General features: G+C 65.8%; 19 protein-coding genes. 12 read left to right on the top strand and 7 right to left on the bottom strand.

Features of this window, described 5'->3' with window-relative positions:
• Nucleotides 1-6: 6 nt before the first annotated feature.
• Complete coding sequence (locus J2X57_RS12450) at nt 7-381, bottom strand: response regulator (protein WP_036111303.1); 375 nt, start codon at nt 379-381, stop codon at nt 7-9.
• Between the two features lie 37 nt (nt 382-418).
• The gene (gene pilG, locus J2X57_RS12445) at nt 419-775 is read right to left on the bottom strand and encodes a twitching motility response regulator PilG (protein WP_051944199.1); all 357 of its coding nucleotides are present in this window, start codon (nt 773-775) and stop codon (nt 419-421) included.
• A 300-nt stretch (nt 776-1,075) separates the two neighbouring features.
• Between pilG and gshB the strand changes: the two genes are divergently transcribed.
• The gene (gshB, locus tag J2X57_RS12440; RefSeq protein ID WP_036111299.1) at nt 1,076-2,020 is read left to right on the top strand and encodes a glutathione synthase; all 945 of its coding nucleotides are present in this window, start codon (nt 1,076-1,078) and stop codon (nt 2,018-2,020) included.
• Entirely contained in the window at nt 2,017-2,877 is an 861-nt protein-coding gene (locus J2X57_RS12435; protein ID WP_043695270.1) for an energy transducer TonB, read from the top strand. Before gshB ends, J2X57_RS12435 begins: the two co-directional genes overlap by 4 nt.
• A 136-nt stretch (nt 2,878-3,013) precedes the next feature.
• On the opposite strand, the gene J2X57_RS12430 is transcribed toward J2X57_RS12435, so the two are convergent.
• Nucleotides 3,014-3,343, bottom strand: coding sequence for a hypothetical protein (locus J2X57_RS12430; RefSeq protein WP_217699786.1), 330 nt, complete (start codon nt 3,341-3,343; stop codon nt 3,014-3,016).
• Nucleotides 3,344-3,434: 91 nt separating this feature from the next.
• Between J2X57_RS12430 and J2X57_RS12425 the strand changes: the two genes are divergently transcribed.
• From J2X57_RS12425 to J2X57_RS12405, 5 genes are all read left to right on the top strand, one after another.
• A complete protein-coding gene (locus tag J2X57_RS12425) occupies nt 3,435-4,001 on the top strand; it encodes a YqgE/AlgH family protein (RefSeq protein ID WP_036111294.1) in 567 nt (188 codons plus the stop codon).
• Between the two features lie 13 nt (nt 4,002-4,014).
• Entirely contained in the window at nt 4,015-4,434 is a 420-nt protein-coding gene (gene ruvX, locus J2X57_RS12420; RefSeq protein ID WP_036111291.1) for a Holliday junction resolvase RuvX, read from the top strand.
• A gap of 24 nt (nt 4,435-4,458) precedes the next feature.
• Complete coding sequence (locus J2X57_RS12415; RefSeq protein WP_309867472.1) at nt 4,459-5,385, top strand: aspartate carbamoyltransferase catalytic subunit; 927 nt, start codon at nt 4,459-4,461, stop codon at nt 5,383-5,385.
• 64 nt (nt 5,386-5,449) lie between these two features.
• Nucleotides 5,450-7,198: a hypothetical protein gene (locus J2X57_RS12410; protein WP_036111285.1), complete on the top strand. Its 1,749-nt coding sequence runs from the start codon at nt 5,450-5,452 to the stop codon at nt 7,196-7,198.
• Nucleotides 7,199-7,415: 217 nt separating this feature from the next.
• Complete coding sequence (locus tag J2X57_RS12405) at nt 7,416-7,781, top strand: BON domain-containing protein (protein ID WP_036111283.1); 366 nt, start codon at nt 7,416-7,418, stop codon at nt 7,779-7,781.
• 123 nt (nt 7,782-7,904) lie between these two features.
• Here J2X57_RS12405 and J2X57_RS12400 read toward each other — a convergent pair whose 3' ends face one another.
• Together J2X57_RS12400 and J2X57_RS12395 are read right to left on the bottom strand one after the other, a co-directional pair.
• Nucleotides 7,905-9,068, bottom strand: a complete 1,164-nt coding sequence (locus tag J2X57_RS12400) for a PilT/PilU family type 4a pilus ATPase (RefSeq protein ID WP_036111280.1) — start codon at nt 9,066-9,068, stop codon at nt 7,905-7,907.
• A gap of 93 nt (nt 9,069-9,161) precedes the next feature.
• The gene (locus J2X57_RS12395) at nt 9,162-10,199 is read right to left on the bottom strand and encodes a type IV pilus twitching motility protein PilT (RefSeq protein ID WP_036111278.1); all 1,038 of its coding nucleotides are present in this window, start codon (nt 10,197-10,199) and stop codon (nt 9,162-9,164) included.
• A 117-nt stretch (nt 10,200-10,316) separates the two neighbouring features.
• On the opposite strand from J2X57_RS12395, the gene proC reads away from it, so the two are divergent.
• Entirely contained in the window at nt 10,317-11,141 is an 825-nt protein-coding gene (gene proC / locus J2X57_RS12390) for a pyrroline-5-carboxylate reductase (protein WP_043695279.1), read from the top strand.
• Nucleotides 11,138-11,719, top strand: a complete 582-nt coding sequence (locus J2X57_RS12385; protein WP_043695281.1) for a YggT family protein — start codon at nt 11,138-11,140, stop codon at nt 11,717-11,719. The genes proC and J2X57_RS12385 overlap by 4 nt, the downstream gene beginning before the upstream one ends.
• A 25-nt stretch (nt 11,720-11,744) precedes the next feature.
• Here J2X57_RS12385 and J2X57_RS12380 read toward each other — a convergent pair whose 3' ends face one another.
• Nucleotides 11,745-13,850: a bifunctional (p)ppGpp synthetase/guanosine-3',5'-bis(diphosphate) 3'-pyrophosphohydrolase gene (locus J2X57_RS12380; RefSeq protein ID WP_051944196.1), complete on the bottom strand. Its 2,106-nt coding sequence runs from the start codon at nt 13,848-13,850 to the stop codon at nt 11,745-11,747.
• Nucleotides 13,851-13,870: 20 nt separating this feature from the next.
• Nucleotides 13,871-17,908: an ATP-dependent RNA helicase HrpA gene (hrpA, locus tag J2X57_RS12375; protein WP_309867462.1), complete on the bottom strand. Its 4,038-nt coding sequence runs from the start codon at nt 17,906-17,908 to the stop codon at nt 13,871-13,873.
• 118 nt (nt 17,909-18,026) lie between these two features.
• On the opposite strand from hrpA, the gene J2X57_RS12370 reads away from it, so the two are divergent.
• The 3 genes from J2X57_RS12370 to J2X57_RS12360 all read left to right on the top strand — a co-directional run bounded on the left by J2X57_RS12370 (nt 18,027) and on the right by J2X57_RS12360 (nt 23,283).
• The gene (locus J2X57_RS12370) at nt 18,027-18,494 is read left to right on the top strand and encodes a Dps family protein (RefSeq protein ID WP_036111267.1); all 468 of its coding nucleotides are present in this window, start codon (nt 18,027-18,029) and stop codon (nt 18,492-18,494) included.
• Between the two features lie 230 nt (nt 18,495-18,724).
• On the top strand, nt 18,725-21,367 hold the full coding sequence (locus J2X57_RS12365; RefSeq protein ID WP_239709174.1) for a glycosyltransferase: 2,643 nt from the start codon (nt 18,725-18,727) through the stop codon (nt 21,365-21,367).
• Nucleotides 21,368-21,516: 149 nt separating this feature from the next.
• Nucleotides 21,517-23,283, top strand: coding sequence for an autotransporter assembly complex family protein (locus tag J2X57_RS12360; RefSeq protein WP_309867458.1), 1,767 nt, complete (start codon nt 21,517-21,519; stop codon nt 23,281-23,283).
• The last annotated feature ends 10 nt before the right edge of the window (nt 23,284-23,293 follow it).

Here is a 23,293-nt window from a genome sequence, read left to right as displayed (position 1 = left end):
TCGCCCTCAGTGCGTCTTGTTCGGGAGCAGGCTGGCGATGGTCGAGAGAAGCTCCTTCTCGTTTACCGGCTTGGTGATGAAGGCCTTCGCACCCTGGCGCAGGCCCCACACGCGGTCGGTCTCCATCGATTTGGTCGTGATCATCACCACGGGCACGTCCGCCGTGGCCGGGTCGCGGCTCAGCGAACGGGTGGCCTGGAAGCCGTTCATGCCGGGCATGATGACGTCCATGATGACCAGATCGGGCTTGTTCTCCTGGATCCGCGCGATGCCTGCTTCGGCGTTGTCCACGCTGGAAACGGAAAAACCCGCCTTTTCGAGCAGCGTGGTGAACACGCGTACGTCGGTGGGCGAGTCGTCGATGATTAGGATATTTGCCACACGTCCCCCTGGACGTCGTTAAGCGAGATCAGGTCGGTCAGCTCGCCGTCGCATAGCGGTGAATCGCGCCGAGAAGTTCGTCGCGGGTGAATGGCTTGGTGAGATACTGCTCGGCCCCGACGATGCGACCTCGCGCCTTGTCGAACAGGCCGTCCTTGGAGGACAGCATGATTACCGGCGTACCGCGGAACTGGGCGTTGTTCTTGATCAGCGCGCAGGTCTGATATCCATCCAGGCGCGGCATCATGATGTCGACGAAGATGATGTTCGGTTTCTGGTCCGAGATCTTCGCCAGCGCCTCGAAGCCGTCGACGGCGGTGAGGACGTCGCAGCCTTCCTTCTTCAACAGCGTTTCCGCCGTGCGCCGGATGGTTTTCGAATCGTCGATGACCATGACCTTCAAACCGGTCAGGTCGGTACCGCGTCCGCTTTCGTTCACTGCGCCCCCGTGCCACGCAAAAAAAACCGCAAATCCCCGCGCAGGATAGCCCCTTTCCGGGGCGTGTTCCGTGCGCTGGGTCGTCGTCCGGAACCTGCGTCCCGGCGGCCCGCTCTTCGGCGTTCCTCCCGACCGCTGTTTAATGGTTGGTGAGAGTTACGTCAAGATGAATTGTTCTTAAAAGGGGGACGGGCTTGTGAAATGGACCCTCCCGCTCCACTAGACTTGGCACCTTTCCTGCTCGCCGGACCCGCCATGTCCCTCACCGTCGCCGTCCTGATGGACCCGATCCGCGCCATCAAGATCGCCAAGGACTCCACCTTCGCCATGTTGCTGGAGGCTTCGCGCCGCGGCCACACCCTTTTTTACATGGAGCAGGGCGACCTGGCCCTGCGCGACGGCGAGGCCTGGGCACGCCTGCGGCCGCTCACCGTGAAAGACGATCCCGCCGGTTGGTACACGCTGGGCGAAGCCGCCTGGCGCCCCCTTGGCGAGATAGACATCGTGCTGGCCCGCAAGGATCCGCCGGTCGATGCCCAGTTCGTCTACGACACCATGGTGCTGGAGCGCGCCCAGCGGGCGGGCGCCAGGGTCGTCAACGACCCGCGCAGCCTGCGCGACTGCAACGAGAAGCTGTTCGCGCTGGATTTCCCGCAGTGCATCGCCCCGACGCTGGTCTCGCGCGACCGTGGCGACCTCAAGGCCTTCGTCGCCCTTCACGGCGAGGCGGTCCTGAAGCCGCTGGACGGGATGGGCGGTCGCGGAATCTTCCGCGTCCGGGCCGGCGACAGCAACCTCAACTCGATGCTGGAGACCCTCCTGGGTCCGGCAGGCCACGACTTCGTCATCGCGCAGAAGTACATCCCGGAGATCACGTCGGGTGACAAGCGCATCCTGCTGATCGACGGCGAACCGGTGCCTTATGCCCTCGCACGCATTCCCCAGGGCGACGAATTCCGCGGCAACCTGGCGGCCGGTGGCCGTGGCGAAGGCGTGCCGCTGTCCGAGCGTGACCGCTGGATCGCCGCCCAGGTGGCGCCCGAGTTGCTGCGTCGCGGCCTCCGCTTCGTCGGTCTGGACGTCATCGGCGACTACCTGACCGAGATCAACGTCACATCTCCAACCTGTATCCGGGAACTGGATGCCCAGTTCGGCATTAACATCGCGGGGCTGATGTTCGACGCAATCGAGGCCCGATGACGACCCGCACCACCGGCGCCGACCTGTTCGGCGCGACCCTGCTGTTCTCGCTGCTGCTGCACGGTGTCGTCATCCTCGGCATCACCTTCGACGCGGAGAAGCCCAAACCGAGCGTTCCCACGCTCGACGTCACCCTCGTGGACGTCGCCAACCAGGAGCCGCCTGACAAGGCCGACTTCCTGGCCCAGGCGAACAACGCGGGCGGCGGTGACAAGGACAAGGCGGCGCGTCCGTCGGAGCCGGTGTCCGGCCCGCTGCCGACTCCCGTGCGCGGCGTCACGCCCGAGCCGAAAGAAGCGCAGGCACCCGCGCCTCAGGACCGCACGCCGCAGCAGTTGCTGACGAGTTCCGGTGAAACCGCCTTCGCGGTCGATACGACGAAACAGCAGACCGAGCACCAGGAGCACCCGCTGCCCGTGTCGGACGAGGAGATCCAGCGCAAGCTGGAGATGGCTCGCCTGTCGGCCGAGGTGCGCGAACAGTCACAGGCCTACGCCAAGCGACCGAAAAAGAAATTCATTTCGTCCAACACGCGCGAGTACGTCTACGCCGCTTACATGAAGGGCTGGGTGGGTCGTGTGGAGCGGGTGGGCAACCTCAACTACCCGGACGAAGCCCGCCGCCAGGGGCTGTATGGCGAGCTGGTCCTCACCGTCGGTCTGAACAAGGACGGCTCGATCAAGAGCATGGACGTGATCAAGAGTTCAGGCCATAAGCTGCTCGATGACGCCGCCCAGCGCATCGTCCGGCTGGCGGCACCCTTCCCCTCGCTGCCGGCTGACAAGACGAGGGTGGATGAGTTGTACATCACCCGGACCTGGCAGTTTTTGCCGGGGAACGTTTTGAGGAATTATTGAGGCGGGGGGCCGGGCTGACGCCCGGGTCGCGCGCGGGGCGCGCTCCTACAGGGGCCGGGTCGCGCGCGGGACGCGCTGCTACGGGGCGAGGCGCCTTGTAGGAGCGCGCCCTGCGCGCGATTCACGCCAACGCGATTCACGATGCCGGCAGCAGCTGATCCGCCTCACTCACGTAGGCCTTCTGCGCCTTCCTGTCCCAGACACACAGCTCCCGCCCCGGCCGGTTCTTCATGTGCTTCTGCGGATAACGCCCCGCCAGCACCAGCGCCGTCACCGGCACCCGGTCGTCATAGGCGATAGGCCGCCCCACCGGCTTCACATCCTTCAGGCCGCTTGCCGCGACGCAGGCCTGCGTCAGCCGCTGGTCATAGTCCTTCCATGCCGACGGCGTCGAAGCCTGCGCCAGCGAAGCGGCGAGCGCGCCGGTCGCCGCTACAAAACCCTTTGCGAACATCATCTTCTTCACGAGTTTGCCTCCTTGTGACCGGGCGCACACGGTACCTCCGGCGCGCTGAACCCATCCGCACGCCCGGGCTAACAGCGGCTACAATGCGGCCATGACGATCGCCAACACATTCGCGGGTCAATTCCTCATCGCGATGCCCTCGCTGGCCGAACCGCCGTTCGCGCGCGGCGTCGCCTTTCTTTGCCAGCACGGCGAAGACGGAGCGGTCGGGCTGCTGATCAACCAGATCTCCGAATACCGCCTGGGCGACGTGCTCGCGCAGATGAAGCTGGAGTGCGAGGACCCCGAGATCGCCGACTACCCGGTACTCATCGGCGGGCCGGTGCAGCAGGAACGCGGATTCGTCCTCCATCGCGAGCCGGGCAACTGGGACTCCAGCTACCGGGTCAACGAGGACTGGTCGGTCACCACCTCGCGCGACATCCTGGTCGCCATGGCCAAGGGCGAAGGCCCCCGCCGCGCGGTGGTCACGCTTGGCTACGCGGGCTGGGAAGCCGGCCAGCTCGAACAGGAAGTCATGGACAACGCCTGGCTCACCACCCGCGCTGACGAGCACATCATTTTCGACACACCGCTCGACGAGCGCTGGGTCGCCGCGGCCCGCAAGCTGGGCATGCAGGACCCCTCCCAGCTGACCGGCTACGCCGGTCACGCCTGAGCATCCGTTCGCGATGAGTTGCCTGTTCGGTTTCGATGTCGGCACCAAGGTCGTCGGCGTCGCCGTCGGCAACCGCCTTACCGGAACGGCCCGCGGCATCGCCGCGGTGCCGGTGCGCGACGGCCAGCCCGACTGGCAGGCGCTCGACACGCTCCGCCGCGAGTGGCTGCCCGAGGCGCTGATCGTCGGCCTGCCGCTCGATAACGAGGGCAAGGAACAACCGATGACCCGTACGGCCCGCCGTTTCGCCGAGCGCATCGGCGAGCGCTACGCCCTGCCCGTGACCTTCGCCGACGAGCGCATGAGTTCTCAGGAGGCCGCGCGCCGCTTCGCCGCCGGACGCGCCGCGGGCACGCGCAAGCGCTCCGATGTCCGCTCGATCGATGCCGAGGCCGCCGCGGTCATCCTCGAGTCTTATCTTCTGCAGTCATGATCCATCCCCCACCTTGAGGCCGTCATGTCCCAACGCCTGCGCCATCTGACCACCCTCGAGAACCTGCCGCGCGAAACGATCGAGCGCCTGCTCGACCGCGCGAACGCCATGCGCGACGCCAGCGCCCATGGCACGCGCAAGCTGGACCTGCTCGGCGGTCGTACCGTGCTCAACCTGTTCTTCGAGCCCTCGACGCGCACGCGTACGTCGTTCGAACTGGCCGCGCGTCGCCTCGGCGCCGATGTCGTCAATTTCGACATCGGGCTGTCCTCGACCAGCAAGGGCGAAGAACTGTTCGACACCCTGCACACGCTCGAAGCCATGCATCTCGACGCCATCGTCGTCCGCCACAAGGTCTCCGGAACGCCCGAGGAACTGGTCAGGCACGCGATGAGCGGCGTGTCCGTGGTGAATGCCGGCGACGGCAACCGCGCCCACCCGACGCAGGGCCTGCTAGATGCGCTGACCATCCGCAACCACCACCCGGACATGCGCAAGGTCAAGGTTGCCATCTGCGGCGACGTGCGCCACTCGCGTGTCGCCCGCTCCGACGTCCATGTGCTGACCGCACTCGGCGTGAAGGACGTCCGTATCGTGGGGCCGACCGCGCTGCTGCCCACCGAAGGCGAGTTGAACGGCGTCACGTACCACGAGGATTTCGACGAGGCGATCGCCGGTGTCGACGCCGTGATCATGCTGCGCCTGCAGAAAGAGCGCATGGCCTCGACGGACCTCCCGGACGAAGCGGCCTACTTCGAGCGCTACGGCCTTGACACCAGGCGCCTCGCCCGGGCGGCGAAGGGGTGCCTGGTGATGCACCCGGGCCCGATCAACCGTGGCATCGAGATCGCCTCCGACGTCGCCGATGGCGCCCAGTCGCGGATCCTCGAGCAGGTCGGCAACGGGGTGTTCGTGCGGATGGCGGTTCTTTGCGAAGTGCTCGGCCGCTAACCGGCACCGCGCCTTGCGTTCCGGCATAATGCCGGGACCTAGGGACCAAACAATGGGATACAGAATGCGACCGACCAAGCGACTTCTCGCGCTCGGCGTCGCCAGCTTGCTGCTGGCGGCCTGCGGCCACAAAGACAAGGATGCCCCTCTGGCTTTCGTGCCGGCGGATACGCCGTACGTGGTCGCAAGCCTCGACAAGCTCGACGACGACGCCTACGAGGCCATGCTGGCCCAGGCCAACAGCGAGCTGCCGGGCCAGGTGGGCCAGATGAAGGCCTTCGCCTCGGACCTCGAGAGCAAGGGCAACAAGGACGGCGCCAACCTCGTCAATGCGCTGGCCGCCGAGTTCGACGGCAAGACCGCCGAGGCCGCCCTGAAGAACATGGGCCTGGATGCGAAGAACGGCACGGCCTTCTACGGCCTCGGTCTCGCTCCGGTCGCGCGCATCACGCTGGCCGATACCGCCGCGTGGGACGCCTTCGTCGGTCGCCTGGAAACCGCCTATGGCAAGAAGCTCGAGACCGCCGATGCCGGTGGCCAGCCGTACCGCCACGTCGCCCTGTCCGACTCGGGCATCCAGCTGATCATCGCCACCGTCGGCAAGCAGGCCGTCGTTTCGCTGCTGCCGGCCGACGCGGCCCAGCCGCTGATCCGTCAGGCGCTCGGTGCCGATCGCCCGGAAAAGAGCATCCAGGAAGACGGCCGCCTTGCCGATCTGGCCAAGGACAAGGGTTACAAGGACTACGCCGTCGGCCAGGTCGACCTGACCCGTCTGCTGCCCCTGATCGCCACGGGCAAGGATCCGCTGTTCGCGACCTTCCTCAAGCACCAGTCGGCCAAGACCGGCGAGCCTGTGCCCACGCTGCCGCCGAGCTGCCAGAGCGAAGCGTCGCGCATCGCCGCGCGCGTGCCCTCCGTCAGCTTCGGCTACACCCGCCTCGACCTGCACCACCAGGAGCAGCGCGTGGACATCGCGCTGGCCGACGACATCACCAAGGCATTCTCCGGTCTCAAGGTCGAAGTCCCGGGCCTGGGTAGCGACGCGACCGGCGCGTTCGACATCAGCCTCGCGCTGCCCGTCGAACAGCTGCGCACGTTCTTCACCGCGCAGGCGGAAGCCGTAGCGGCCAAGCCGTTCGAATGCCCGGCCTTCGCCAGCATGAATGACAGCTTCGCCAAAATGGGTTCGACCATGCAGCAGGCGGCCATCCCGCCGATCGGCGACCTGCGCGGGCTTCGCGTGCTCATCGACTCGTTCAAGCCTGCCGCCAACGCGCAGCAGATGCCGCAGCTCACCGGCCGTGTCGTGATCGCGACGCGTAACCCGGCGGGCCTGCTGGCCATGGGTCAGGCGATGCTCGGCGGCGACTTCAAGCTGGCCGGCGACGGCAAGCCGGTCGCTCTGCCGCCGAACATCAGCGGCATGCTCGGTATGCCGGGCTGGGCCGCCATGAACGGCCAGGCCATCGCCATCGGCCTGGGTGCCGGCGAAGACGCCAAGCTCGACGACGTCCTCATGGGCAGCACGGGTGACGCGGGCCGCGTCTCCCGCCTGCATCTCAACGGCGACATGTACCGCTCGTGGGTCGACGTGATGGCCGATAAGGCTCAGGCCTTCGCCAGCAACATGACGGAAGCCGCCGGTGCCGATGGCGCTCCGGACGGCCAGGCCGACACCGCCGCGGCGGCTCAGCGCTCCAAGGCACAGTTCGATGCGATGAAGGCTCAGGCCGCCCGCGTCGTGCAGGTCTCGGGCGAGTCGCATGTCGACGAGAAGGGCCTGGTGATCTCGGGCGCGGTCGAATACAAGTAAGCCGCGTTACGGCGCCAAAGACGAAGGCGGCCCTCCGGGGCCGCCTTTTTTACGCGCTGAGCAGACACTGATCACCCTTTCGGCAAAGCTGAACGGAGCGGTTTTTCGGGCACGAATCGTTCACGGATGCGCTGTTTCCATAGGCCCCGCGACACGGCAGCCACAGTGCGCGGCGCCGTCGCCAGTCCCATCACAGATTCGTATAAAGGAGTTCCCCATGAACCATTCGAACCTCCGTAAGGCCCTGTTCGCCGCCGCTCTCGTTGCCGGTCTCGGCACGGTCCCGTTCGCTCAGGTCAATGCACAGGACTCCGCGGCGGCCACGAGCAAGGGCGACAACCAGACGGTCGCCGGCAAGGCGGACGACACGTGGATCACCACCAAGGTGAAGTCCGAATTCGCCGCCAACAAGAGCGTCAAGGCCACCGACATTTCGGTCTCGACCGCTGACGGCGTCGTCACCCTGACCGGCACGGTCGCCACGGCGAAGGAAAAGAGCCACGCCGAGATGATCGCCAAGAAGATCAAGGGCGTGAAGAGCGTCGACGCGAGCGGCCTGACCGTGTCGGCTGCCGCACAGTAAGACTTCGCTTCGGCGGAATCGAAAAGGGAGCCGAAAGGCTCCCTTTTTTTATGCGGTCCCGGGCGGCCCTTGCGCTCGCCTGATCCGATAGCCGCCAGCCAGTCCTGCTGGCGACGCGCCCGCCTACCGGCTCAGCATCCCGCCGAACGTCTGCTTGTCGTTCGTCGAGTCGATCTCGACACCTTCCAGCCCCTGCGACAGCGTATGCGCATCGCCGCCCTGGGCCAGCTTGATCCGTAGGCGCACTTCGTTCGAGCTGTCCGCGTGACGCAGCGCGTCTTCGTAAGAGATCTCACCAGCGTGGTACAGCTCGACCAGGCTCTGGTCGAACGTCCGCATGCCGAGCTGATTCGAGTCGCGCATCAGCTCCTTGAGCTTATGCACCTCACCCTGGCGGATGTAATCCTGCGCGAGCGGCGTGCCCAGAAGCACTTCCACCGCGACGCGGCGCGACTTGCCGTCCGGTGTCGGGATCAGCTGCTGCGCGACGATGCCCTTGAGGTTCAGCGAGAGATCCATGAACAACGCGCTGCGACGATCCTCCGGGAAGAAGTGGAGGATACGGTCCAGCGCCTGGTTGGCATTGTTCGCATGCAGCGTGCACAGGCACAGGTGGCCCGTTTCCGAGAAGTTGATCGCGTGCTCCATCGTCTCGCGCGTACGCACTTCGCCGATCATGATGACGTCGGGCGCCTGACGCAGCGTGTTTTTCAGCGCGTTTTCCCAGTTGTCGGTATCGATGCCGAGTTCGCGCTGGGTGATGATGCAGCCTTCGTGCTTGTGCACGTATTCGATCGGGTCCTCGATCGTGATGATGTGACCCGTGGAATTCTGGTTGCGGTAGCCGATCATCGACGCGAGCGACGTGGACTTACCGGTACCGGTACCACCGACGAAGATGATGATGCCGCGCTTGGTCATCGCCAGCTGCTTGATGATCGGCGGCAGACTCAGTTCTTCCGGCGTGGGGATCTTCGACTCGATCCGGCGCAGCACCATGCCGACGCAGTTGCGCTGGTAGAAGCACGACACACGGAAACGTCCGACACCCGAGGCGCTGATGGCGAACTGGCACTCGTGGGTCTTTTCGAACTCTTCGCGCTGGGCGGGAGTCATCACGTTCAGCACCATGTCGCGCGACTGCTGCGCGGACAGCGGGCTCTGCGTGATGGGAACGATGCGTCCCTGGACCTTCATGGAAGGTGCGACGCCGGCGGTGATGAACAGGTCGGATGCCTGCTTGTGCACCATCAGCTTCAGAAAAGAGGTGAAATCGAATTCGCTCATGGCGGTCTGGTCCCCGTGTGCCGGACCGGGCCGGCGCCCCTGTCGCGATCATATACCGGCGACGGGGGCGCTTGCAGCGGACTGTTTCACGCCTTAGCGGAACGATTCCTTGTTCTTTGCGTACATCATGCCTTCCTGGCGGGTGATCTGGCCGCGCTTGACCAGATCGAGCAGGTTCTGGTCGAGGGTCTGCATGCCGTACTGCTGACCGGTCTGGATCGCCGAGTACATCTGGGCGACCTTGTCCTCGCGGATCAGGTTACGGATGGCCGGGATGCCGACCATGATCTCATGGGCCGCCAGACGACCGCCACCCACCTTCTTCAGCAGGGACTGCGAAATGACCGCGCGCAACGACTCGGACAGCATCGAGCGGACCATCGGCTTTTCGCCTGCCGGGAACACGTCGATGATGCGGTCGATGGTCTTGGCGGCCGACGAGGTATGCAGCGTACCGAACACCAGATGGCCGGTTTCCGCGGCGGTCAACGCCAGGCGGATGGTCTCCAGATCGCGAAGCTCGCCGACCAGGATGTAGTCGGGATCCTCACGCAGTGCCGAACGCAGGGCCTCGTTGAAGCCATGGGTGTCGCGGTGCACTTCACGCTGGTTGACCAGGCACTTCTGCGAGGTATGCACGAATTCGATCGGATCCTCGACGGTAAGCAGGTGACCGTATTCGTTCTTGTTGATGTGATCGACCATCGCCGCCAGCGTCGTGGACTTGCCCGAACCGGTCGGCCCGGTGACCAGGATCAGGCCCTGCGGCTGTTCGATCAGCTCGCGGAAGATCTTCGGCGCGCCGAGGTCTTCCAGCGTGAGCACCTCGGAAGGAATGGTGCGGAACACCGCGCCGGCACCACGGTTGTGGTTGAAGGCGTTGACGCGGAAGCGCGCCAGCCCGGGGATCTCGAACGAGAAGTCGGTCTCGAGGAACTCTTCGAAGTCGCGTCGCTGCTTGTCCGACATGATGTCGTAGATCAGCGAATGGACCTGCTTGTGCTCCAGCGCGGGGATATTGATACGCCGCACGTCACCATCGACGCGGATCATGGGCGGCAGGCCCGCGGAGAGGTGCAGGTCGGAGGCCTTGTTCTTCACTGAGAAGGCAAGGAGTTCGGCGATATCCATGAGGGTCCCCTTTCGATGTGGGGCATAGGTAAACACGCCGGAGGGTCGGCGGCAAGGCGCGGCACCATATATGCTTCGGTGACTGTGAAAACCATCGCGAACGGAGCGGACCACCCCATGAATCGGATCGCCTTTATCGGCGGCGGCAACATGGCCACGGCCTTGATCGCCGGCATGCTTCGCCACGGCGCCCAGCCCGGCGGCATCGCGGTGGCCGAGCCCCGCGCCGAGGCACTGCAGGAGCTCTCCCGCGAATACGGCGTGGCCACCTACACCGACAACCTCGACGCCGCCGAAGGCGCGTCGATCCTCGTGCTGGCGGTCAAGCCGCAGATGATGGCCGAGGTCTGCCGTGGCCTCCGTCCGGCGGTACAGAAATACCGGCCGGTGATCATCTCCATCGCGGCGGGCATCCGCATCGCCCAGCTCGAGCGCTGGTTCGATGCCGCCCTGCCCGTGGTGCGCTGCATGCCCAATACGCCCGCCATGTTCGGCGCCGGCGCCACCGGGCTGTTCGCCAACGGGCGGGTGAGCGCACCGCAGCGGGCCGAGGCGCAGCACGTGCTGGACGCGGGCGGCCTGACCGTGTGGGTGCCTGACGAGGACCAGCTGGATATCGTCACCGCCCTCTCCGGCTCGGGCCCGGCGTATTTCTTCCTGATGGTCGAGGCACTGGAAAACGCGGCATTTTCTCAAGGGCTGTCCCGTGAGACGGCCCGGGCCCTCGCGGCGCAGACGGCGTTCGGCGCCGGGCGCATGCTGGTCGAATCCGGTGAGAGCGCCGCCACACTGCGGCAACGCGTCACCTCCCCCAACGGCACCACCCAGGCTGCGCTGGAGAGCTTTCGCGACGATCATTTCCCTGCCATCGTGGCGCGGGCGGTCGACGCGGCGCGCCGACGCGGCTTTCAACTATCCGAAGACATGGAATCGAACACGTGAACTACCTGACCAACGCCGGCGGCCTGCTCCTTGAAGTCGCTTTCGGCGCACTCGTCACGCTCTTCATCCTGCGCATCCTCGCCGAAGCGTACCGGGCCGACTTCCACAACCCGATCTGCCAGTTCCTCTACCGGTTCACCAACCCGGTGCTGCGACCGCTGCGCAAGGTGCTGCCGCCCGTGCGACGGGTGAACACCGGCGGCATCGTGATCGTGTACCTGCTCGAGTGCGTCAAGTGGCTGCTGATCGCCGCCATGGCGGGCATCGCGCCGAACGTCCTCGGCCTGGCGATCACCGGCCTGGGCGAGACGCTGGATATCTTCCTGCTGACCTGGGTGGTGCTGGTCTTCGCCTGGTCGATCATGAGCATGCTATCGACCGATCGCTACCACCCGGTGGCGCGTCTGGTCACGAGCCTGGCCGAGCCACTGGTGAGGCCGCTGCGTGGGCGCATGACAATCGGCGGGCTGGATTTCTCGCCGACCGTGGTGATTCTCGGCCTGATCCTGGCGCGGATGCTGATTGCCGCGCCGATTAAGGACTGGGGCGTGTCCATGATGATGGGGGCGGCAGGCTGAAGGCAGGAGCGCGCCCGGCGCGCTCCTACCTGCCCCCTACCCTCCGCGCATCCGTCACGTTGGACAGCGCGCTCAACCGACCGAGCAGCGTCGAGAGCTGCTCATAGTCCTTCACTCGCAGCGTAAAGCGCATGTCGACCTCGCCCGTCCGCACATGCACGCGGCTGGAGGACGCGACGATATGCGGTCCGGTGTTGCTGATCGTAGTGGCGACATCCTTCTGCAGACCCTTCCTGTCGTAACCGCGCAGCTCGATGTCGATCTCGTAACTCTGCACCTCCACGCGGCCCCAGCTCACGTCGATGACGCGTTCGGGGCTGCGGCGTGCGAGCCGTGCCAGGCTGGCGCAATCGGAGCGATGAACCGATACGCCACGTCCGCGGGTGATGAAGCCACGCACCGGGTCGCCCGGCAGCGGCTGGCAGCAGCGCGCAAGCGTCGTAAGCAGATTGCCCAGGCCCTCGATCGACAGCGCCCCGCGGTCGTGCTGGGCGGCGCGCGACGCGACGGGGTTGCCCGACTGCGTGATCTCCGGTTCCACCGGCTCCTGCAGTGAACGCGCCACCTGCCCCAGCGTGACCTCACCGAGTGCGATGGTGACGTAGAGCTCGTCGACCGACTTCAGGCGGAAGTGCGTGGCCAGCTTGGCCAGATCGACGTCGTCGAGCGCCAGCCGGCGCAGCTCCTTCTCGAGCGTGATCTTGCCCGTCACGATGTTGGCGTCGTGCGCCTCGCGCCGGAACCAGCCGCGCACCTTTTCCTTCGCGCGCGACGTATGCAGGTAACCGTGATGGGCCGAGAGCCAGTCACGGCTCGGCTCCGACACTTTGGTGGTGAGGATCTCGATGCGGTCGCCGCTACGCGGCTGCGTGGTCAGCGGCACGATGCGGCCGTTGAGCTTCGCGCCACGGCAACGATGGCCGACCTCGGTATGGATGTGGTACGCGAAATCGAGCACGGTCGCACCGCGCGGCATGTCGATGACCTCGCCCTTGGGCGAAAGCACATACACGCGGTCTTCCATCAGCTCGGTTTCGAAGCCCGCGGCGAGTTCGGCCTCGTCTTCACCGCGCGGTTCGAGCAGCTTGCGCATCCAGGCGATCTTCGCCTCGAATTCCGCATCGGCACCGCCGCCTTCCTTGTACCGCCAGTGGGCGGCCACGCCGAGCTCATTCGCCCGGTGCATCTCGTGCGTCCGGATCTGCACTTCGAGTGTCTTGCCCTGCGGGCCCAGCACGGCGGTGTGCAGCGACCGGTAACCGTTGCCCTTGGGTCGCGCGACGTAGTCGTCGAACTCGCCCGGCAGATGCGGCCACAGACTGTGCACGAGACCCAGCGCCGCGTAACAGTCGGCCACGCTGTCGACGAGGATGCGCACCGCGCGGATGTCGTAGAGGTCGGAGAACTCCAGCCCCTTCTTCTTCATCTTTTTCCAGATGGAGAAAATGTGCTTCGGACGACCGGCGAGATCGGCATGCACGCCGGCACCGTCGAGCGTCTCACGCAGCGTTGTCAGACTCGCGGCGATAAACGTCTCGCGATCGGTGCGGCGCTCGTCGAGCAGACGCGCGATACGGCGGTAGGTGTCCGGCTCCAGGTAACGGAAGGCGAGATCCTCCAGCTCCCATTTCAGCTGCCAGATACCGAGGCGATTGGCCAGCGGCGCATGGATGTCGGACGTGAGCTGGGCCAGTTCACGACGTTCGTGATCCGGCAAGGCCATGGCGGTGCGCATCGCGGCGAGCTGGCGTGCGAGCAGGACGAACACGACGCGGAGATCGCGGATGATCGCCAGCAACAGGCGGCGCAGGCCTTCCGCGCCGCTGGCCGGACCGCGCTGCGCATGCAGTGCCCAGACCTTTTCCGCTTCGCCCTGCCCTTCGACCAGGCGGCGCAGTGTGGGCGCCCATGTCTTCGCCGCCTCGTCGGCCGCGCCGGGCAGCCCGTTGACCAGCGAAAACCACAGTGCCGATGCGCAGGTTTCGTCATCGCAGCCGAGCAGGCGCAACAGCTCGATGACGGTCTCGCCTTCGGCCCGCGCCGCCACGGGCAGCACGGCACAGGCCTCGCGGGCACGCTCGGTCAGCGGCATCGCGTTGCCTTTCGCCTCCGGGGAGCGCATCTCGCTCATGGCTTCATCCTCGCGGGTTTTCATCGTGACGCCGCCTGCGCGGTTTCCAGTGCCTTCGCCAGCCGTTTGGCTGAAACCGGCTCGGCCGTTTTCAGCTCCTGGGCAAACAGGGACACGCGCCATTCTTCGAGCAACCAGCGTAGCTCGCTCCAGTCCGTCGCATCCAGCGCGGTGCCGCCGCCCTGCAGCAGCGCGCGCCAGTACGGCAGCACCTGCAGCATACGCGACTGGTCACGCGCCGGATCCTGGCGGAGACGCTCGCCACGCAGACGCATGGCTTTCAGGTACCTAGGGATATGCGCGAGCCGGGTGGTCGGCAGTTCCCGCAGAAACCCTGGCTGCAACAAGGCCGCGAGTTGCTCGCGCAGGTCGTCGTAGCTGGCCCTGGCGAAGCCCATCAGTGGCGGCTTCATCCACGGCTTGAGTTCGGCCTGTGCCTCGATAATCGGCTCGGCGAGCTTCTGCCGCGCCATCGCGGCGCCAAACAGTTTCTGGGCGAATTCCGTGCGCAAGGCTTCGAAGGCACCCTGGGTGCGCATGTCGAGCCGGCGACCTTCGAGCAGGTCGCTGAAGCCACCCTCCACGAGGTCCTCGCGCAGACCGTCGACACTGCCCATCGGCGCGTATTTGAGCGACAGCGGATTGGCGATCGGCAACTGCCGTTTCGCGCGCTTGAATTCAGGGCCAAGCGCTTCACGCAGCAGCCGCTCCACACCGCCCGCATGTGCTTCGGCGGCCTCGTCGGCGCGCTCGAACACACGCAACGCCACCGCCTCGCCGAGGTCGACCAGCGCGGGGTAGGCCTTCAGGCCGGCTTCGGACGTCACTTCCGCCGGGATCGATTCGAAGTCCCACGTGACGATGTCCTCGCGCGTGAGTTCGATGTCGGTTTTGCGCGAGAACGCTTCGCGCGCCTTGCCTTCCCACTGGGCACGAATCGCCGCGAGGTCACGGCCTTCGGCCACGGTGCGACCGTTTTCGTCGTGCACGCGGTAGCGCATGAGCAGGTGCGGCGGAAGCTCCGCATCGGCGAACGCCGCGGCGTCCACGTCGACACCCGTGGTTTTCTTCAGAAAACGGGCCAGCGCCGGCGGCAGGGATTCGTCACGCGGCGACTCGGCTTCGGCGAACGCGCGTGCGAAATCCGGCGCGGGCACGAAGTTGCGCCGCAGCGCCTTCGGCAATGCACGGATCAGCTCGGCCACCTTGTCGGCGAGCAGGCCAGCGACCAGCCACTCGCCCCGCGCCGTCGGCAACGCATTGAGGAAAGCCAGCGGCACATTCACGGTGACGCCATCGGCGTGATCGCCGGGGACGAAGCGGTATTCGAGCCGGTAGCGGTGCTGACCGATATCGAGGGAGGCGGGGAACGCCTTCGGATCGAGCCCGCTGCCCGTGTCCATCACATCGGCGAGCGTCCAGCGCAAGGCGGCCTGTTCACCCGGCGATGCCTTCCGGTACCACGCGTCGAGCGCGCGTACGTCGGCGATCTCCTCAGGCAGCTTACCGTCGAAGAAGGCGACGAGGTCGTCGTCGGAACGCAGCAGCCCGGCGCGGCGCTGCTTGGCTTCGATGTCATGCGCCTGCTCGAGCACGCGCGCATTGGCACGGACGAAGTCGGCGCGACTGTCGATATCCGCACGCACCAGCGCCTCGCGCAGAAAGATCTCGTGCGCCAGCCTGGGATCCTGCCGGTGGAAGGTCACCGGACGACGCTCGACCAGCACCAGGCCGAACAGCGTGACCTGTTCGTACGCCACGACGGTACCGCGCTTGCGCGACCAGTGGGCGTCGCGCGCCGTGGCGCGGACGAGGTGACTGGCCTGTGTTTCGATCCACGCCGGATCGACCCGCGCATTCATCATCGCCCAGATCCGCCCCCCGATATCCAGGATCTGCGCGGCGAAGATCCATGCCGGCGGCGACTTGGCCAGCGCGGAACCGGGGAAGACCTGGAAGCGGCGCTCGCGCGTCCCGCGGAAGATGCCCTTCTCGTCCTTGTGGCCGACCTGGGTCGGCAGGCCCGCGAGGAGGCTGCGGTGCACGGCTTCGAAGAGCGCGTCCGCGTTGCCCTCACCCTGGTGGGAGCCAACCCTGTTGGCGATCTCCCCGCTTTGGTGGGAGCCATCCCTGTTGGCGCCCGCACGGTTGCGGCGGCGCTTATCGCCAGCAAGGCTGGCTCCTGCCACAGCCGGCTTGCCCTGGCCTGCCTTGTCCTCGGACTTATCCCGGTCCGACCAGCCGAGGTCGCGCGTCACCAGCACGAGCTGCCGGTGCAGCTCGCGCCATTCGCGCATGCGCATGAAGCTCAGGAAGTGACGTGAGCACCAGTCGCGCAGCTTCGACGAGGTGAGTTCCTCGGCGGCGGACAGATAGCCGCGCCACAGATTCAGCACGCCGACGAAGTCGGATTTCGGATCGGCAAACTGTGCATGAGCCGCATCGGCCTGGCCGCGCGCTTCCGGCGGACGCTCGCGTGGGTCCTGGATGCTGAGGAACGCGACGATCGTGGTCAGTTCGGCCAGCGAACCAAGCCGACGCGCTTCCACCAGCATGCGCGCCAGCTGCACATCGATCGGCAGACGCGCGACGGTACGCCCGGTCGCCGTGAGGCGGCGGTCGTCGTCGATCGCACCGATCTCGGCGAGGCGGCGGTAGCCATCGGCCACGATGCGGGGATCCGGCGCTTCGAGGAACGGAAAGTCCTCCACCTCGCCCAGATCCAGCGCCAGCATGCGCAGGATCACGTTGGCAAGCGAGGATCGGAGCAGTTCCGGGTCCGTGAACTCCGGACGGAGATTGAAGTCGGCTTCTTCGTAAAGCCGATAGCAGATGCCCGGTCCCACGCGTCCGCAGCGGCCCTTGCGCTGGTTGGCGGCGGCCTGCGAAATGGGCTCGATATGCAGCCGCTCCAGCTGTCCCCGCTGGCTGTAGCGTTTGACGCGCGCGGTACCGGGATCCACGACATACCTGATGCGCGGCACGGTCAACGAGGTTTCGGCCACGTTGGTCGCCAGCACGATGCGCCGCTTCGGCCCGGGGCGGAACACACGATCCTGCTCGCTGGCGGAGAGTCGCGCGTAGAGCGCCACCACCTCGGTCTCACGGTACTGCTTGCGCGACAACAACAGATGGGTGTCGCGAATTTCGCGCTCGCCGGGCAGGAATACCAGCACGTCACCACGCGGATCCTCACGCGTGATGTCGTCCATCGCGTCCGCGATCTGCTGCGCGACATTGCCTTCGCCGCGCTCACCGGGCGGCCGGTAGCGAACCTCGACCGGGTAGGTACGCCCCTCGACCTCGACCACCGGCGCATTGCCGAAATGCGTGGCGAAGCGCTCGGTGTCGATCGTCGCCGAGGTCACGATGATCTTCAGGTCCGGCCGGCGCTCGGCCAGCCGCCGGAGGTAGCCCAACAGAAAGTCGATGTTGAGGCTGCGCTCGTGCGCCTCGTCGATGATGATCGTGTCGTAGGCGGACAGCCAGGGATCCGACTGGGTCTCGGCCAGGAGGATGCCGTCGGTCATGAACTTGACCAGCGCCTGATCGGACACCTTCTCGGTGAAGCGCACCTGGAAGCCGACCTTGTCGCCTAGCGGCGTGCCCAGCTCCTCGGCCACGCGCGTGGCGACCGAACGTGCGGCAAGACGCCGCGGCTGCGTGCAACCGATCAGCCCCGCCTCGCCGCGCCCGGCCGCAAGGCACAGCTTCGGCAACTGCGTGGTCTTGCCCGAGCCGGTCTCACCGGCCAGCACGACGACCTGGTTTTCGCGAATCAGCTTGATGATGTCTTCCGCGCGCGCCGCGATGGGCAGCGAGGCATCCACCGTGATCGCCGGCTTGGACGCGGCTCGTGCCGCGCGCCGCGCGCGCGACACCTCGATATCGGCGGCGAGGGCGTCCACGCGGGATGGATCCGGCTTGCGCTGGAGACCGCGCCAGCGCCCGAGCAGGCGACCGAAATCGCGGCTGGCCACGTGATTGAGCGCATCGCGCATCGCGCGCAGGCGCGGGTCGGGCGACGGGGAACGGGCGGGAGGTGTGGTTGTACTCATGGGGACGCTAATAATAGCGTGCGCCTATGGACGGCATCGGAACGTTTCATTTCACCTCGTCCGGTCCGAACGTTAAGATTTCAATCCAAAGCAAGATCATTCCAAGGAGAGTCGTAAGATGGCCATCGATATCGGTATTGCCAAGAAAGACCGTGAAGCGGTCGCGAAGCACCTGTCCAAGCTGCTGGCGGACACGTATTCGCTGTATCTGAAGACCCACAACTTCCATTGGAACGTGACCGGGCCGCAGTTCAACAGCCTCCACGCCATGTTCGAGGTGCAGTACAACGCCCTGTGGCTGGCCGCCGACGAGGTCGCCGAGCGGATCCGCATCCTCGACGTGTTCGCCCCGGGCTCCTACAGCCAGTTCGGCAAGCTCACCTCGATCAAGGAAGAATCGGGCGTGCCCGAGTGGAAGGACATGGTGGCCCAGCTGGTCGAAGGTCACGAGATCGCCGCCGCCACCTCGCGTGACACGATCAAGGGTGCCGAGGCCGCAGGTGACGAAGGCACCGCCGACATGGTCACCGGGCGCCTCAAGGAACACGAGAAGACCGCCTGGATGCTGCGCTCCCTCCTGAAGTAAGCGGCAGCCCATGTAGGAGCGCGCCTTGCGCGCGATGGATTTCCCGCATCCCCGCCCTGTTGGCTTTTCGCGCGCGGGGTGCGCTCCTACCCGCTTGCGGCCCCCGGTTTCGGCTTTTTCTCTGAGGCCAGCCTGACCGGCTTTGCTGCAATGCGTTGAGCCGGTCCCTCGCGTTGGTTAAGCTCCCCCGGTTACCTTCTGACTCCATTTGGGGGCCGACCGGTCCGGGGATTGTTTTGAGCTCAGCCACCAAGACCGAACGAAGCCATCCGATTCTCGCCGCGCTGATCCTCGCGATCCTCGTCGCGGGCCTTAACTTCGGCCTCTGGCTGGTAGCCAATCTGCCCAACGGGCCGACCGACTGGCACGGCCCGATCCCGGGCTTCGCGTTCACCGCCTACCAGCGCTACCAGAACCCGATGAAGGGCGACTTCGCCACGGATCCGGAGATCGACAGCGATCTCAGGCTGGTCCGGAAGTATTCGCCCCGCATCCGCACCTACTCGATGCTGGAGAACCCGCAGACGGTTCGCCTGGCCGCGAAGGAAGGTCTGGACGTGATGGCGGGTGCCAACATCGACACGCGCCTCGAAAACAACGAGCGCGAGATCGAAGCGCTGATCGCCCAGGCCAACCGCTATCCCAAGACGATCACCCGGGTCATCGTGGGCAACGAATCGCTGTTCCGCGGCGACATGAAGCCCGAGCAGATCATGGCGTACCTCGACCGGGTCCGTGCCGCGGTGCACCAACCGGTTTCCGTGGCCGAGCCGTTCCACGTCTGGATCCAGAACCCGGAGCTGGCCAACCACGTCGACTTCATCACGGTCCACCTTTTCCCCTACTGGAACGGCATCGAGACCCGTGCCGGCGTCGCCGACTCCATCGGCACCCGCAACGAGGACGGCAGCAACAACACCGACGGCAGCTACCAGGCCCTGCAGAAGACCTTCCCCGGCAAGCACATCGTCATCGGCGAGATCGGCTGGCCGTCCAACGGCGATCGCAACAAGTACGCGTACCCCAGCGTCTCCAACGAGGCGATCTTCCTCCGGGAATTCTTCAACGTGGCCAAGCGCAAGGGCATCGACGACTACTACGTCCTCGAAGCCATCGATCAGCCGTGGAAGGAAAACCTGGGCGAAGGCCGCACCGGCGCCTACTGGGGCATGTTCAACGCCGACCGCCAGCTGAAGTTCCCCTTCACCGGCCCGGTCACCGAGGACGTGGGCTGGCCCTGGAAGGCGCTCGCCGCGTCGGTCATCGCGTTCTTCCCGATGCTGTGGTTCGGCCTGCGCTTCAGCCGCTTCAAGCTGATGGGGCGCCTGTTCTTCATGGCGCTGATCCAGCTGGCCTGCGGCCTGATCGTCTGGTCGGCGACCCTGCCCTTCAATTTCTACCTCAGCCCGTTCGACTGGGCGATGCTGATCCTGCTGTTCCCCGCGCAGATCGCCATCCTCGGCATCCTGCTGATCAACGGCTTCGAGTTCACCGAGGTCCTCTGGGCCCGCAGCTGGATCCGTCATGCGGGCATGCTGCCCAAGGACCCGGTCGAGCGTCAGCCCTTCGTTTCCATCCACCTGGCCTGCCACAACGAGCCGCCGGAGATGGTCCAGATGACCCTGGACTCGCTGGCCGCGCTGGACTACGAGAACTACGAAGTCCTGGTGCTGGACAACAACACCAAGGACCCGGCGGTGTGGGAGCCGGTCAAGGCGTACTGCGAGCAGCTGGGCCCGAAGTTCCGCTTCTTCCACCTCGAACCGTGGCCCGGCTACAAGGCCGGCGCGCTGAACTTCGGCCTGACCGCGACCGACGAGCGCGCCGATGTGGTGGCCGTCATCGATGCCGATTACGTGGTGCGTGAAGACTGGCTCGCCTCCCTCACGGGTTACTTCCACGACTCGAAGGTCGCCGTGGTGCAGTGCCCGCAGGCCCACCGCGACTTCGAGAAGAACCGTTTCCGCCGCATGACCGCCTGGGAATTCGACGGCTTCTTCCGCATCGGCATGCACCACCGCAACGAGCGCAACGCGATCATCCAGCACGGCACCATGACCATGGTCCGTCGCTCGGCGCTGGAAGGCACCGGCGGCTGGTCCGAATGGACCATCTGCGAAGACGCCGAACTCGGCCTGCGCCTGATGCATTCGGGTTACGAGCTGGTCTACGTCGACGAGCTGATGGGCAAGGGCCTCACCCCGGCGGACTTCAAGGCGTACAAGAGCCAGCGCTACCGCTGGGCGTTCGGCGCCATGCAGATCCTCAAGGGCCGCTGGAACTGGATGACTCGCAAGGGTCCGCTCTCCGCCGGTCAGCGTTTCCACTTCCTCACCGGCTGGTTCAGCTGGTTCGCCGACGCGCTGCATTTCATCTTCACGATGATGGGTCTGCTCTGGACCGCGGGCATGATCTACGCGCCGGAGTACTTCAACCTGCCGATGCAGCTGTTCATGATCCCCGTGATCGGCTTCTTCTTCGCCAAGGCCATCTTCGGTGTGGTGCTGTACCGGGCACGTGTCCCGTGCGGCTGGTACGACACCATCATGGCATCGGTGGCCAGCATGGGCCTGTCGCACGCCATCGCGCGCGGCATCCTGCATGGCCTGACGCGTGAGAAGACCGCATTCGTGGTGACGGCCAAGAGCCGGCGCATGGGTGGCAGCAGCTTCGCCGCCTTCGCACCGGTGCGCGAAGAAGGCCTCATGGCCATCGCCCTGCTCTGCGCCGTGATCGGCATGGCCATGCATTACGGCACGGCCTATACGGAAAGCGAGCTGTGGATGTTCATCCTGGCCGCGCAGTCGATTCCGTACGTGTCCGCTCTGGTCGGCGCGTGGATCGCGCATACCTCGGGTGACGAGGCCGGTTGATTCAGCCTCGTTCACGTTTGTGTATCGACCTTACACGCCCGTCGCGGTAAGTTACGCCAAGACCTGACGTCAGGGGACGCTGGATGCGACCCCGCCTGGCTGCCGTCCTCGCGACGGCGTTTGTGAATCACGATCGGAACAGGACGCTCATGCGCCTTACCAGACGCCATGGACTGCTGCTTCTGCCGTGGTTCCTCCTGCCCACGCTCGCGCATGCCGGCATCGTTCTCCGTGTCGACGGTGTCGACGAGAACCTGAAGAACGCCGTGGTCGCCGGCGTCGACCTCTCCCAGTACGCCAAACGCGACGTCACCGCCGCGCAGGTTCGCCGCCTTTACGAGAAGGCGCCCGACCAGGTGCAGACCGCGCTTCGCCCCTACGGCTACTACGAAGCGACGGCGACGGGCGACCTCAACCAGGTCGGCAACGACTGGCAGGTGACGCTGCATGTGGTCCCCGGTACGCCGGTGAAGATCACGAAGGTGAATGTCACGGTCGATGACGACGCGAAGAAGGTGCCGACGATCCGTCGCGCCGTCCGCGGTGTCGAAAACCTCAAAGACCAGCCCATGAACGACGGCGCCTACGACGGCGCGCGCGACGCGGTCAGCGGCGCGCTGACCGCCACGGGTTACCTGGACGCCAGGCTCGTCACGCACAGCGTGGAAGTGAACCGGGCCGAGCACAGCGCCACGGTTAACCTGAAGTGGGAAGCCGGCCAGCGGTATCGGTACGGCCACGTCGTCTTCAAGAACTCGCAGTTCCGCGACGGTTTCCTCGATCGCTACGTGCCGTTCAAGAGCGGCGACTACTTCTCGCAGAGCCAGCTGCTGGAACTGCAGCAGGCGTTGAACGGCGCCGACTATTTCGCCGTCGTCAACGTCATCCCCGATACGGACAACGCGAAGGAAGGCACGATCGATATCGACGTCGAACTGGCGCCGGCCAAGCGGACCATCTACACGGGCGGTCCGTTCTTCGGCACGGATACCGGCCCCGGCCTGCGCGGCGGTATCGAGAAGCGCTGGATCAACGATCGCGGTCACAAGTGGAGGAATGAGCTGGTCGTCGCCACACGCCTGAAGACGATCTCCACGCTGTACCAGATCCCCATGCCCGGCCCCAACCAGCGCAGCTTCAACTTCGGCGCGAATTACCGCGACGCCAACACCGTGACGTCGCAGTCGCGCACGTTGCAGCTGGTCGCCAACGAGACGCGCCTGTGGCATGGCTGGACGCGCACGCTCGGCGTCAGCGCCTTGTCCGGCACCTTCACCGTCGGCAAGCGCGGCGATGAAGCCGACAGCGCCGCCGGCCTCGAACACGGTCGCAGCACCCTGCTCTACCCCGAGGTGACGCTGAGCAGGAAGAAGGGCGACAACCCGACCTTCGTGCGCAGCGGCTGGTCGATCACCGTCACCGGACGCAGTACCGTGGGCGGTCTGCTCTCCGACGCCAGCTTCTCGCAGGTGATCGGCGACGTGAAATGGATTCAGTCGTTCTGGGGCCGCAACCGTCTGATCCTGCGCGGCACCGCCGGCAAGATCTGGACCGACAACTTCAGCGACCTGCCGCCGCAGCTGCGCTTCTTCGCCGGTGGCGATCGCTCCGTGCGCGGTTACGACTTCGAGAGCATCGGTCCGCGTAACAGCTACGGTCGCGTGATCGGTGGCGAAGGTCTGCTGGTCGGCAGCACCGAGGTCGAGCACTACTTCACCCGCAACTGGGGCATGGCCGCCTTCGTCGATGCCGGCAATGCGTTCACGGGCACCGATTACAGCCCGCGCATCGGTGCCGGCCTGGGCGTTCGCTGGCTGTCACCGGTCGGCATGATCCGCGCGGATGTCGGCGTGCCGGTCGGCGACAAGAACGAACACGGCATTCACCTTCACGTTGTCATCGGGCCCGACCTGTGAGCAGCACCGG

Origin of the sequence: Luteibacter sp. 1214, assembly GCF_031455395.1 — a bacterium.
Taxonomy (GTDB): Bacteria; Pseudomonadota; Gammaproteobacteria; order Xanthomonadales; family Rhodanobacteraceae; genus Luteibacter; species Luteibacter mycovicinus.
Note: the sequence above shows the minus strand (reverse complement) of the source record. Positions and strands in the feature narration are given on the sequence as shown.